Origin of the sequence: Streptosporangium sp. NPDC023825 (genome assembly GCF_040639575.1) — a bacterium.
In the GTDB taxonomy this organism is placed as follows: Bacteria; Actinomycetota; Actinomycetes; order Streptosporangiales; family Streptosporangiaceae; genus Streptosporangium.
Window position 1 is genome coordinate 1 of the sequence record NZ_JBFAAE010000057.1, and the last position, 12,515, is coordinate 12,515.

Here is a 12,515-nt window from a genome sequence, read left to right on the forward strand (position 1 = left end):
CACATTCGGGGGGCTCGGGGGTCACTCCCCCGGATAAACGACGAAGGGGCCCGCGGGAAGCAGGCTATGCCTGCGAACAGCGGACCCCAGTCACCGAAGTGGAGCTATGGGGATTCGAACCCCAGACCTCCTCCATGCCATGGAGGCGCGCTACCAGCTGCGCCATAGCCCCTCGGGTGTAACCATGTCCCCGGGCCCGGCCCGGCGACCACGCCAGTGTATAGGAAATCACCCCGCACCCTGTAACCGTGGGCGCCCTCACCCCCGCCCCCGCTCACGGTCCGGTCGCCGGCGGGGACCGGCGGCACGGACCTCCCACGGGGCCGGCTCACGGGGAGCCGGCCCACCCGATCATGGTTCGCGCGTACGGGCGACGCGGGTGCGGGCGCCTACCGGAGCGACGCGGCCTTCTCGATCAGTTCGGCGAGCTCGGTCACCGCCGGGTCCTCGGTGGACGCGGCCAGGCGGTCGGCGTGGGCGGCGAGGTCGTCGGGCTCGGCTCCGGCGATCCCCTCCCCGGTGCGGAGATACTCCGCGAAGCCCGCGGCCACCACGTCGACCTGGAACCTCGGCGTGGGCCCTTCCCACGGCGAGGCCGCCAGGTCGCCCGCCTCCAGGGAACGGGCGGCTTCCGCGGGGTCGCGGGTGTCGGGATCCTGCCAGCGCACGGTGGCGGTGGCCAGCTGTCCCGACGCCCCGCCGCGCAGCCGGACCTCGTACAGTGCCGTCACCGAGTGGCCGGGGCCGATCTCGCCGCCGTCCTTGCTGTCGTCGCGGAAGTCCTCGGTCGCGATCTGCCGGTTCTCGTAGCCGATCAGGCGGTAGGACTCCACGGCCGAGGGGTTGAACACGACCTGCGCCTTGGCGTCGCGGGCGCGCAGGTCGATGTTGGTGGCGAGCTGCTCGACGAAGACCTTGCGCGCGTCGTCCACGGAGCTGACGTAGACCGCGGCGCCGTCGCCGTTGTCGGCGAGCTGCTCCATCAGCTCGTCACCGTAGTCGCGGCCGACGCCGACGCACAGCAGGGTGATCTTCTTGCCCGCGGCGTCCGCGACCCGGTCGAGGATGCCCTGCCAGGTGGTGTCGCCGGTGTTGGCCAGGCCGTCGGAGAGCAGGATGACGCGGTTGACGGCCACCGGCCTGAAGCCCGCCGAGGCCTCGGCGTAGCCGCTGGTCAGCCCCGCCTCCAGGTTCGTCGACTGCTGGATGGCGAGGCGTTCGACGGCGGCGTGGAGCTTCTCCTTCTCGGTCGCCGGGGTCATGGGGAGGACGACGTCCGCCTGGTCGCTGAAGGCCACGAGGGAGACGTGGTCGCCGGGCCCGAGCTGGTCGACGAGCTTGTGCAGAGCCTCCCTGACCAGGTCGAGCCTGCCGGGTTCGCCCATCGAGCCTGACACGTCCACCACGAAGGTGAGGTTCGCCGGGCGCCGGGCCTCCGCGCTCGTCCGGCGGGTCTGCAGGCCGACGCGGAGCAGCGCGGTGCCGTTCCCCGGCGTGCGGGCGCCGTCCATGTGCACGGTGAAGCCGTCGTCCTTGGGCTCCGCGTAGTCCTGCTTGAAGGAGTTGACGAACTCCTCCGGCCTGACCTGACCCGCCTCCGGCAGCCTGCCCTCGTCGAGGGTCCGTTTGCTGTAGCCGTACGAGGCGGTGTCCACGTCGAGGGCGAAGGTGGAGATCTGCTCGGCGGAGGTGTCGCGCCGCCGGGCGGCCTCGGCCCGCGGGTCTTCGCTCCCGGAGGTGGCCCGGGCTTCGGAGTCGGTCTCGGCGGTGTCCTCTCCGGCGCCGGGCGGACGGCCGTCCGGGGGCATGGACGGGATCCCCTTCCCGGATTCGGGCATCGGCTGGCCTGCGGATTCGACGGCGCCCGAACCGCCGCAGGCGGCGGCGAACATCAGGGCGAGCACGGCGAGGACGATGGCGAGCGGACGTGACTTCATGTCGCCTCCTAGGGATGCGTGTCATCCCGTACGACGACTCCCCCCGCCGGTCCGCCGGGAGCTTGACCCAAGCGAGCGCAAACCGTGTTCGGCGCGTGATCAGGGTTCCCAGGCCGGGTCCCGTCCGCTGAGCCCGAGCGCCCGCTCGAACGGCGAGGCGTCCTCCGCCACGGGCATCTCCTCCCCGAAGACCCCCATTCGCCGTCCCGGCGGCGGCTGCTCGCGGCGGGCCGGCGCCTCGAGCATCGCGGCCGTCCAGGCCAGATGGCCGAGCAGTTCCCGTACGCCGAAACCGTCGCGGGGGGCGGGCAGGTCCAGCTGGTCGTCGCGGACGCCGCGGGCGACGGTCGCCGCGCCGGTGACGGCGCGTGACAGCATCCCGTTCATGACGATCATGCTGTCGGGCCGGACTCACAGCTGTCTTGAAAAAACGCGGCATAAGATCCTGCACCATGCGCGTGTATCTCGGCCTCGCGGCCAAACACCCGGAGGCCGGTATACCGGAGACGATGCTGCACACCGTCAGGGGCGCCATCGACAGCGCGTTCCCCGTACCGCCCGAGGTCATCAGATCCCGGGAGTGGCACCGTCCCGGGATCGCCATGTTCGCCTGGACCAACGAGCCGGACGACTCGCGGCAGCCTCCCCTGCTGGAGACCGGGCACGACCGGGTGACCGGGGTGAACGGCTACCTGGCCGCGCCTGACGACGTGAACCGGCTGGCGGGCATGCCGACCCTGGACACCGAGGCGGTCGGCGGGTGCTTCTCGGCGTTCCGGGCGACCGAGGACGAGCTGTCGGCCGCCACCGCGATCCACCGGGTCTGCCCGGTCTACTACGCGGAGACCCCCGACGTGCACGTGATCGGCAGCCGGGCGCTGCTGGTCCACCTCGCGGCCGGCGGTGACCGGGTCGAGTGGGACGTGCTCGCGCTGCAGTCGATGATCAGGCAGGGGTACTTCCTGTCGGACGAGACGCCCTACCGCGGGGTGAGCGCACTGCCGCCGTCCTCGTCGGTGACCGTCAGGGGCGGCCGCCGTACGATCTCCACGACCCCGCTCCCCTCCGCCGTGCCCGCGCCCACGTCGCGCAGGGGGAAGAAGGAGCTGGTCGGCGAGCTGGCGAGCGCGCTGCTGGCCACGGTGGAGCCGCTGCGCGCGGTCGGGGAGCCGGTGAACCTGGCCCTCACCGGCGGCAGGGACAGCCGCCTGATCGCCGCGACACTGCACGCGGCCGGCATCCCGCTGCGCGCGACCACCAACGGCCTGGACACCCACCCCGACGTGATCATCGCTGGGCGGGTCGCCCGCGCCCTCCGCGTCGAGCACACCGTCATCCCCCCGGCCCGCGCCGAGAAGAAGGACGCGATCGTCGTCGAGCACCCTCTCGCGCGGGCCTACGAGACGCTGCGCGCCTGCGAGGGCATGACGTCGGCGTACGAGTCGATCGTCGGTTATCTCCCCTACAGCGCCAAGCCCACCATGTCCGGGCAGAGCGGGGAGATCCTGCGGGCCGGGGGACTGCTGCTGCTCCAGACCGACCTGAGCGAGAAGGCGCTGCGCCGCCGGGTGGACGTGACCTTCCTGCGGGACCCGGCGCTGTTCACCGAGGAGGCCAACGAGCACGCCCGCGAGCTGGCCGGGCCCTGGCGGGAGCGGGCTCCGCTGGAGGCGCTCGACCACATGTACATCTCCTACAAGGTCGGCCGCTGGCACGCGGGGGCGCGGGCGGGCTCGCTGCGCAGGGGCGACCAGGTATGGCCGTTCCTCGACAACCGGGTGGTCCGCGCCGCGCTGGGCCTCGACCAGACCTGGCGGCTGTCGGAGGAGGTCATCTACGAGCTGCTCGGTGTCCTGGCCCCTTCGCTCAGGGACATCCCGGTCGAGGGCAAGCCGTGGCGGTTCAGCGTCGGAAAGCGCTACTACCCCTGGCAGCGCAGGCCGCAGGTGCTGACCGCGCCGAAGACCGGTGGCGGTGGCTGGAACTGGCGGACCAGCCCCGGCGTGGAGCTGACCGGCCTGATGCGCGACCACGTTCTCGGCCGCCTGGACCTGCTGGCGCCTGTCGTCAGGCCCGACGAGGTGCGCAAGCTGTTCGCCGAGCCCGTCCTGAAGAAGCCCAACCAGGCCTGGCACCTCTACACCGTGGCCACCATGCTGGGTGGCGAGTACCCGGGCAAGGAACCCCAGGGCCTGCCGAGGGTCCACATCCCCATCCCGTCGTGACGGGGGCGCCCGCCGACGACACCCGGGGCATCCTGAACTTCGGGGCGGCCAGGTTCCGCTACGGGCGCCACGCGTGCCACCCGGCGCTGGCCCCCTTCGTCGAGCACCACTGGATCGTCCGCTGGCAGCTGGCCGAGCCGTACGAGCAGCGGATCGTGTCCCACCCGTCGGTGAACCTGGTCTTCCACGAGCACGGTTCCCGGGTGGCCGGGGTCATCACCGGCGACTACCTGGAGATCCTGACCGGCACCGGGGTCGTGGTCGGCAGCCGCTTCCGGCCGGCCGGTTTCCGTCCCTTCCTCGGCGCCCCGCTCTCCACGATCACCGACCTCTTCACGCCGGCCTCCCAGGTCTTCGGCCCGGACGCCGACACGGTGACCCCGGCCGTACTGGCCGCCTCCGACGAGGAGGCCCTGCGGGCGCTGGAGGGATTCCTGCTCGCGCGGCTCCCCGCCCGCGATCCCGTCGCCGAACGGGCGGCGGACCTCGTCGCGAGCGTGCTCGCCGACCCCGCCATCGTCCGCGTCGGCGATCTGGCCGCCCTGCACGGGCTGAGCGTCAGGCATCTGCAGCGGCTGTTCAGCGACTATGTCGGCGTCTCCCCCAAGTGGGTGATCCGCCGCTACCGCATCCACGAGGCCGCCGAACGTGCCGGGGCCGCCACCGACTGGTCGCGGCTGGCCGCCGACCTCGGCTACAGCGACCAGTCCCATTTCACCCGCGACTTCACCGCCGTGATCGGCATGTCCCCCACCGCGTACGCCCGCCGCCTGGCGGAGTGACGTCAGCAGGCGCAGGCGATGCCGGAGACCGGCGCGGTCAGGGCGTCGACGGGGCGGCGGGACACACCCGCGGCGGTCTCGACGGGGAAGCCCTCCCTGACCCAGTACTCGAAGCCGCCGAGCATCTCCTTGACCGGGTAACCGAGTCCGGCGAACTCCAGCGCGGCCCGGGTGGCGCCGTTGCACCCGGGACCCCAGCAGTAGGTCACCACGGTCACTCCCGCGGGGACGACCGAGCGGGCGCGGGCGGCGATCAGCGCGGTGGGCAGGTGAACGGCTCCCTGGATGTGGCCCTGATCCCAGCTCTCCTGGCTCCGGGAGTCGACGACGACGATGTCGCCGACCCCGGCGGCCAGGTCGGCGGCGACGTCGGACACGTCGGTCTCGAACGCCAGCCTGGCGGCGAAGTGCGCCAGCGCGTCGGCGTTCCCCGCCGCGGGTGCCGCGGTGACGGCGGAGGAGAAACGAGCGGTGACAGACATGTGTGACCTTTCGGGTAAGGGGCGAGGGCCGCGGTGGGGCGACGGCGCCGCCACGATGCCGGGCCGAGCGATGGTGCCGGTCGCGACGCCCGGCATGGGCGACAGGCCGGTCACCATGCCCGGCACGGGCAATGGTGCCGGTCGCGATGCCGGTCCCGACAGTGGCACGAATGCCGCTTACCGTTAATATTTCGCCATGTTCGTCCCGTCGCCGATGCCCCGCGCCACGCGCCGCACCGTCTCCGTGCTCGCCTTCGACGGCATGTCCCCCTTCGAGCTGGGCTGCGTGGTCGAGATCTTCGGCATCGCCCGCCCCGAGTTGGAGGTCCCCTGGTACGAGCTGTCGGTCTGCGCCGAGATTCGCACCGACCTGCGGGTCACCGGCGGGTTCACGATGCGGGCGGAGCACGGCCTCGACGTGCTGGCGGCCGCGGACACGGTGATCGTGCCCGGGGTGGCGGACGTCCGCGGCGAGGTGTCCCACGAGGTGGTCACGGCACTGCGGAGCGCTCGCGACCGGGGGTCACGGATCGTGTCCATCTGCTCGGGAGCGTTCGCGCTGGCCGCCGCGGGGCTGCTGGACGGCAGGGAGGCGACGACCCACTGGAGGTACGCCGACCTGCTCCAGCGGAGGTTCCCGCGGGTCAAAGTCGATCCGGACGTGCTCTACGTGGACGGTACGGACGTGCTGACCAGCGCGGGCAGTGCGGCGGGGCTGGACCTGCTGATCCACCTGGTACGCAAGGACTACGGGCCGGGCGTGGCCAACGAGGTCGCGCGAAGACTCGTCATCCCCCCGCACCGGGACGGAGGGCAGGCGCAGTTCGTCCAGGCCGCGGTCACCCCGGTGGAGGACGGTGTCGCCATGGCGGGCGCGATGGCCTGGGCGCTGGAACATCTCGCCGAACCCATCACGATCGCCGCCCTCGCCGAGGCCGCGCACATGTCCCGGCGTACGTTCATCAGGCACTTCAAACGGCAGACCGGAACGAGCCCGCTGCGATGGGTGATCTCCCAGCGGGTCACGGCCAGCCTGGCGATGCTGGAGTCCACCTCCGTTCCGGTGGAGGAGATCGCGTCCGCGGTGGGCTTCGACAGCGCGGCGACCTTCCGCCATCACTTCACCCGGGCGATGCGCACCTCTCCCTCCGCCTACCGGCGGGCCTTCCGTACCTCGGCGACACCGTCCGGCCAGGTGAACCCGCATGAAGCCGGGCACCGAACCCGGGCGCTGGATCCGGCCGCGGAACTTTAGCGCGAAACAATTCCTTAGCGTAATTTACCCTTTATCTCGCCGTGGTTCGCTTATCCGAATAATCAGGATAAGGGCGCCATTAATATTTTATACAGAGACCCAAATCTGCGGAACGCAAAGAAACGCGCACCCTCCATCAAGCTTCCATTCTGGATTCGAACCATACTTCTCCCGCCTATCCCCCGGACGCTCCAAGAATGGCCGCACAGCGTTTTCTCTCAATAGGAGGGGAGAGACAACGCACGTGTCTACTTTCATGAAACGGACCCTTGCGGGCGGCGCGCTCGCCGGGGCCGTCCTTCTTCTGCACTCCCCTGTCCCAGTTTCAGCCGATTCGCAACTTCAAATGTCGGCGCTGTCTCGTCACAACGGAATCCAACCCACTGGAAGCGTGCAGGGTGACCCCTGCCCCGTGATGCTCTCCAGCATTTGCACGAACTTCATCGCCCTGCCCACCGTGATCCGTAGCAGGGACGTCGTAGCCACCGGAACGATCATTCATGGCGGTCTGCAGCCGACCGCGAGCGATGCGATTTACATCCCGCTGTGCAGGTGGCTGGGTCTGCCCAGCTTCCTTTGCCGGATCCCTGACGGAATTCAGGGCCCACCTGGTCCCAGAGGCCCGGCAGGCCCCAGAGGCCCGGTGGGACCCGAAGGACCCGCAGGCGCGGACGGAGCCGACGGCGCTGACGGCGCACCCGGACCGGAGGGACCGGCAGGACCTGAGGGACCCGCAGGACCTGAGGGGCCGGCTGGACCTGAGGGACCCGCAGGCGCCGACGGCGCACCCGGACCGGAAGGACCCGCAGGACCGGCAGGCGCCGACGGCGCACCCGGACCCGAGGGACCCGCAGGACCTGAAGGACCCGCAGGCGCCGACGGCGCACCCGGACCCGAGGGACCCGCAGGACCTGAAGGACCCGCAGGCGCCGACGGCGCACCCGGACCGGAAGGACCAGCTGGACCCGCAGGCGCTGACGGCGCACCCGGACCCGAGGGACCCGCAGGACCTGAAGGACCCGCAGGCGCCGACGGCGCACCCGGACCCGAGGGACCCGCAGGACCGGCAGGCGCCGACGGCGCACCCGGACCGGAAGGACCCGCAGGACCGGCAGGCGCCGACGGCGCACCCGGACCGGAAGGACCGGCTGGACCGGCAGGCGCCGACGGCGCACCCGGACCCGAGGGACCCGCAGGACCGGCAGGCGCCGACGGCGCACCCGGACCCGAGGGACCCGCAGGACCGGCAGGCGCTGACGGCGCACCCGGACCGGAAGGACCGGCTGGACCCGCAGGCGCCGACGGCGCACCCGGACCCGAGGGACCCGCAGGACCTGAAGGACCGGAGGGACCCGAAGGACCCGCCGGGCCAGAAGGGTTGGAAGGACCTGAAGGACCCGCTGGACCCGCAGGCGCCGACGGCGCACCCGGACCCGAGGGACCCGCAGGACCTGAAGGACCCGCAGGACCCGCAGGCGCCGACGGCGCACCCGGACCCGCAGGACCCGCAGGACCCGAGGGACCGGCTGGACCGGCAGGCGCTGACGGCGCACCCGGACCGGAAGGACCGGCTGGACCGGCAGGCGCCGACGGCGCACCCGGACCCGAGGGACCCGCAGGACCTGAAGGACCCGCAGGACCCGAGGGACCGGCTGGACCGGCAGGCGCTGACGGCGCACCCGGACCGGAAGGACCCGCAGGACCGGCAGGCGCCGACGGCGCACCCGGACCCGAGGGACCCGCAGGACCCGAGGGACCGGCAGGACCTCAGGGCCCGGTCGGACCGCAGGGTCCCATCGGACCGCAAGGTCCCAGTGGAGGGACGACAACCGGTACCCAGGTTGTCGGTTACCCGGTCGTCTCCGCCCACATCGTCAGGGCTCCGATTGTCAGCGCCCCGCTCGTCTGGGCTGCTCACACGGGTCTCTGCACGCCTGTGAGGATCTGCTGAGGTTTTCCAGGGGCCTCGTGGAAACAGGTCGATTGACGTGCCCCGGCCCGGCGGTTTACTCCGAAGGTCCATAGGACCGGGAAAGTGAAACTCGGGAACGGCCGTGCGGGGCAGGTGGCCGTCAACTGAAACACGGAGAGGTGCGGGGCATTGCGCCTCGCACCTCTTCGCCTGTCCGAGGCTATCCATCCGAAATCTTTTAATGCGGATTTCACGACCACGCGGGCCGCCTCCCGCGTTCACCGGCCCGCGAAACGGTGGAACCGAGCAGCCGGACGCGCGCCTCTCCGTTCACGCCTCTGCTCCTGCCTCCGTCCACGCCGGTCACGCAACATGACCCCTGGACAACAGACAGTTTTCCTACATGATTAGTTGGGTACCGGTTCCGGCTACGAGTTCAGGAGTTCACCGTGGCGCTTATCCAGCCTGACCCCACCTTCTACCCGTCGGCCCGCGAGGCCATGGCGGCCCCGAAGGAGGAGCTCGCCTACGTCGCTTTGCTCGCCACGACCGGTGACGACCGGCCCGACGGGCTCGCCACGATCGACCTGTCGAACGGGTCGATCGCCGACGTGCACGACATGTCCGTCCCCGGCGACGAGCTCCACCACTTCGGCTGGAACGTGTGCAGCGCGGCCCTGTGCCCGTACGCGCCGCATCCGCACGTGGAGCGGCGCTACCTGGTCCTTCCCGGTCTGAGGTCCAGCAGGATCTACATTTTCGACGTCAAGGACGATCCCTGGTCCCCCAAGCTCGTCAAGACGATCGAACCAGAGACGATCTTCGAGAAGACCGGGTACAGCCGCCCGCACACCGTCCACTGCGGCACCGACGCCATCTACGTCAGCGCGCTCGGCAACGTGGACGGCGACGCGCCCGGCGGTGTGTTCACGCTCGACCACGACACCTTCGAACCCAAGGGCCGCTGGGAGGCCGACCGGGGTTCGCAGCGGCTGCACTACGACTTCTGGTGGCACCTCGGGCACGACACGATGATCACCAGCGAGTGGGGAACGCCCAACCAGATCGAACCGGGGCCCTCGCTGGAGCTTCTGGTCGGCCGGCAGTACGGCCACAAGCTGCACGTCTGGGACCTGGCCAAGCGCAGGCACCTCCAGGAGATCGACCTGGGCGACCAGCACCAGATGGCCCTGGAGCTCCGGCCCGCCCACGACCCGACCAAGACCTACGGCTTCGTCAACAGCGTGATCAACGTCGAGGACCTGTCGGCCAACATCTTCACCTGGTACCTGGAGAACGGCGTATGGAAGGCCCGCAAGACGATCACGATCCCGGCCGAGCCCGCCGACCCCGACCTGCTGCCCGAGCCGCTCAAGCAGTTCGGCGCGGTACCGCCGCTGGTCAGCGACATCTCGCTGACCCTCGACGACCGGATCCTGCTCGTCTCCGCCTGGGGCACCGGCGAGCTCAAGGCGTACGACGTCTCCGACCCTTTCGCGCCGCGCGAGACCGGCTCGGTCCGGATCGGCGGGATCGCCGGGCGCGGCGGTCACCCGGCCGCTCCGGGACGGGCGCTGAACGGGGGGCCGCAGATGGTCGAGGCCAGCAGGGACGGACGGCGGGTCTATTTCACCAACTCGCTCTACCGCTCCTGGGACGACGTCTTCTACCCCGACGGCATCTCGGGCTGGATGGCGAAGGTGGACGTCGCCGACGACGGTTCGATCGCCCTCGATCCGGGTTTCTTCGTCGACTTCGCCTCCGACGGGCGGCGCGCGCACCAGGTCCGCCTGCAGGGCGGCGACTCCTCCTCCGACTCCTACTGTTTCCCGTGACCCCGTCCGAGGGCCCACCTGCCACCTTCCCACTCTTGTCAAGGCGTGCCCGATGGATCTGACACCGTTGCTCATCCTGGCCGGGCTCGGCGCCTTCCACGGCCTGAACCCGGCCATGGGCTGGCTCTTCGCGGTCGCGCTCGGACTGCAGGAGCGCTCGCGCGACGGGGTGCTGCGCGCGCTGCCGCCCATCGTGCTCGGCCACGCGGGCTCGGTGCTGGCCACGCTCGGGCTGGTGTCGGCGGCCCGGCTGACCGCCCCGCCCAAAGCGGTCTCGTACGGCGTGGCGGCCGTGGTGTGCGGGTTCGGCCTCTGGCGGCTGCTGAGGCGGCGCCATCCCCGCTGGGTCGGCATGAAGGTGACGAAGTGGCAGCTGGCCGGATGGTCGTTCCTGATGGCCACCGCCCACGGGGCCGGGCTGATGGTGCTCCCGGTCACCCTGCACGGCGGGCACGGCGGCCCCGGCGGCCACGAAGGGCACGACGCCGCCGCGCTGGCCTCGCAGAGCCTGCTGGCGACCGGGGTGCACACGATGGCCATGCTGGTGACGACCACCGTGCTGGCCCTGGTCGTCTACGAGCGGCTGGGCGTGGCGGTGCTCCGCAAGGCGTGGTTCAACCTCGATCTCGCCTGGGCCGTCGCCCTCATCGGCGCGGGCGCCTTCGCCGCGCTCACCTGATGCCGCCCACCGGGCGAACCGAACGCCGCGCGCACCGGGTGAACCGCCCGGCGGCGGCGTACGTCTCAGGAACATGCGCCGACTGTTACCCGCCCTGCTGGCCGTCGCCGCCCTTTCGGCGTGTGCCATGACCGAGTCCAGCGCGATCACCGCGAAGGGGGTGAAACGGGAGGTCCCGAAGGACCCTCCGATCGCGGAGACCGTACGCGGTCTGACCTCCTTCGGGCACGCCCTGTTCGCCGCGACCGCGAAACCCGGGGCCAACGCCGTCCTGTCGCCTCTGAGCATCGGTTACGCCTTCGGCCTGGCGAGGGCGGGGGCCGCCGGAGACACCGCCACCGAACTCGACGCGGTCTTCGGCTTCCCCTCCGAGGGGCCGCACACCTCTCTCAACGCGCTCACCCGGCAGATCGTCACGATCGACGACCCGCCTCCCCGCACCGAGCCGGACGCGGAACGGGACGCCCAGGAGCGCGCCCCCGAGCCGCCGACCGTGGGCATCGCCAACGAGTTGTTCACCCAGGAGGGACTCAGCGTCAAGCCCGGATTCCTCCGTACGCTCGCGGCGCAGTACGGCACGGGCGTGCGCCAGGTGGACTTCGCGGGGAACGCCACCGAGGTCATCAACGCCTGGGCCGAGGAACGGACGGCCGGGCGGATCAGGAAGGTGTTCGACGACCTGCCCGCGAGGACCAAGCTGGTCATCGCCAACGCCGTCTACCTCAAGGCCGACTGGACGACGCCGTTCACCGACCCGCCGGAGGAGAGCGCCACCTTCACCCGCGCCGACGGCACGACGACACGCACGACCCTGATGCGCCGCGAAGGTTTCCTCCCCTACGCGGCGGGGTCCGGCTGGCAGGCCGTGGAGCTGCACTACGCCGGAGACGAGCTGGCCATGTGGGTCCTCGTGCCGCGAGCGGGCGGTTCTCCCGCCGGCCTGCTCTCCCCCGCCGTGATGGCGGAGGTGGCCGCCGGCCTCGGGCAGCGTCCGGTGCGGCTCGCCATGCCCCGATGGGGCTTCTCCGCGAGCCTGGACCTGGCCGAACCACTCGCGAGACTGGGGCTGCGGGGGACCGACTACTCGGGGATCACCGACGGGGCCTACCTCGACCAGGCGATCCACCGTGCCGACATCGCCGTGGACGAGTGGGGCACCGAGGCCGCCGCCGTCACCGGCCTCGCCTTCCCCGTGTCGGCCCCGGCACCGCCCGAGGCCGAGGTCCGCGCCGACCACCCGTTCGCCTTCGCGATCGTCCACCGGCCGACGCTGACCCCGCTGTTCATCGGCCAGGTCGGCGACCCGTCCGCGGGAAACTGAGCCGGCCCGCCCGGCGAGGGGCGACCGCGAAAACCCGAACCCCCGGCGAGGGATGACCGCGAAGGCCCGGTTGCCCGGCGGGGGGAC

General features: G+C 71.3%; 9 protein-coding genes, 1 tRNA gene and 1 CRISPR repeat array. Of the genes, 6 read left to right on the forward strand and 4 right to left on the reverse strand.

What is annotated here, in order from left to right; all coding sequences use genetic code 11:
- Positions 1–99: 99 nt before the first annotated feature.
- The 3 genes from AB0G15_RS34020 to AB0G15_RS34030 form a co-directional block, all read right to left on the reverse strand.
- A tRNA-Ala gene (locus tag AB0G15_RS34020) sits at positions 100–172 on the reverse strand.
- Between the two features lie 217 nt (positions 173–389).
- Positions 390–1,937: a von Willebrand factor type A domain-containing protein gene (locus tag AB0G15_RS34025; RefSeq protein WP_362847867.1), complete on the reverse strand. Its 1,548-nt coding sequence runs from the start codon at positions 1,935–1,937 to the stop codon at positions 390–392.
- A 99-nt stretch (positions 1,938–2,036) separates the two neighbouring features.
- On the reverse strand, positions 2,037–2,324 hold the full coding sequence (locus AB0G15_RS34030) for a maleylpyruvate isomerase N-terminal domain-containing protein (RefSeq protein ID WP_362847869.1): 288 nt from the start codon (positions 2,322–2,324) through the stop codon (positions 2,037–2,039).
- 65 nt (positions 2,325–2,389) lie between these two features.
- Here AB0G15_RS34030 and AB0G15_RS34035 point away from each other — a divergent pair, with 65 nt between their 5' ends.
- The gene (locus AB0G15_RS34035) at positions 2,390–4,162 is read left to right on the forward strand and encodes an asparagine synthase-related protein (RefSeq protein ID WP_362847872.1); all 1,773 of its coding nucleotides are present in this window, start codon (positions 2,390–2,392) and stop codon (positions 4,160–4,162) included.
- Complete coding sequence (locus AB0G15_RS34040; protein ID WP_362847875.1) at positions 4,159–4,944, forward strand: AraC family transcriptional regulator; 786 nt, start codon at positions 4,159–4,161, stop codon at positions 4,942–4,944. The genes AB0G15_RS34035 and AB0G15_RS34040 overlap by 4 nt, the downstream gene beginning before the upstream one ends.
- Positions 4,945–4,946: 2 nt before the next feature.
- Here AB0G15_RS34040 and AB0G15_RS34045 read toward each other — a convergent pair whose 3' ends face one another.
- Positions 4,947–5,426, reverse strand: coding sequence for a rhodanese-like domain-containing protein (locus tag AB0G15_RS34045; RefSeq protein ID WP_362847878.1), 480 nt, complete (start codon positions 5,424–5,426; stop codon positions 4,947–4,949).
- 196 nt (positions 5,427–5,622) lie between these two features.
- Between AB0G15_RS34045 and AB0G15_RS34050 the strand changes: the two genes are divergently transcribed.
- The 4 genes from AB0G15_RS34050 (at position 5,623) to AB0G15_RS34065 (ending at position 12,428) form a co-directional block, all read left to right on the forward strand.
- On the forward strand, positions 5,623–6,681 hold the full coding sequence (locus AB0G15_RS34050; protein ID WP_362847881.1) for a helix-turn-helix domain-containing protein: 1,059 nt from the start codon (positions 5,623–5,625) through the stop codon (positions 6,679–6,681).
- Positions 6,682–7,450: 769 nt separating this feature from the next.
- Positions 7,451–7,997: a CRISPR direct-repeat array (repeat unit 25 nt; unit sequence GCAGGCGCCGACGGCGCACCCGGAC).
- Positions 7,998–9,042: 1,045 nt separating this feature from the next.
- Positions 9,043–10,428 carry a selenium-binding protein SBP56-related protein gene (locus AB0G15_RS34055; protein WP_362847884.1) on the forward strand — a complete coding sequence of 462 codons (1,386 nt, stop codon included), beginning with the start codon at positions 9,043–9,045 and terminating at the stop codon, positions 10,426–10,428.
- A 52-nt stretch (positions 10,429–10,480) separates the two neighbouring features.
- Positions 10,481–11,107, forward strand: a complete 627-nt coding sequence (locus tag AB0G15_RS34060; RefSeq protein ID WP_362847887.1) for a hypothetical protein — start codon at positions 10,481–10,483, stop codon at positions 11,105–11,107.
- 73 nt (positions 11,108–11,180) lie between these two features.
- Positions 11,181–12,428 carry a serpin family protein gene (locus AB0G15_RS34065; protein WP_362847890.1) on the forward strand — a complete coding sequence of 416 codons (1,248 nt, stop codon included), beginning with the start codon at positions 11,181–11,183 and terminating at the stop codon, positions 12,426–12,428.
- Positions 12,429–12,515 lie beyond the last annotated feature (87 nt).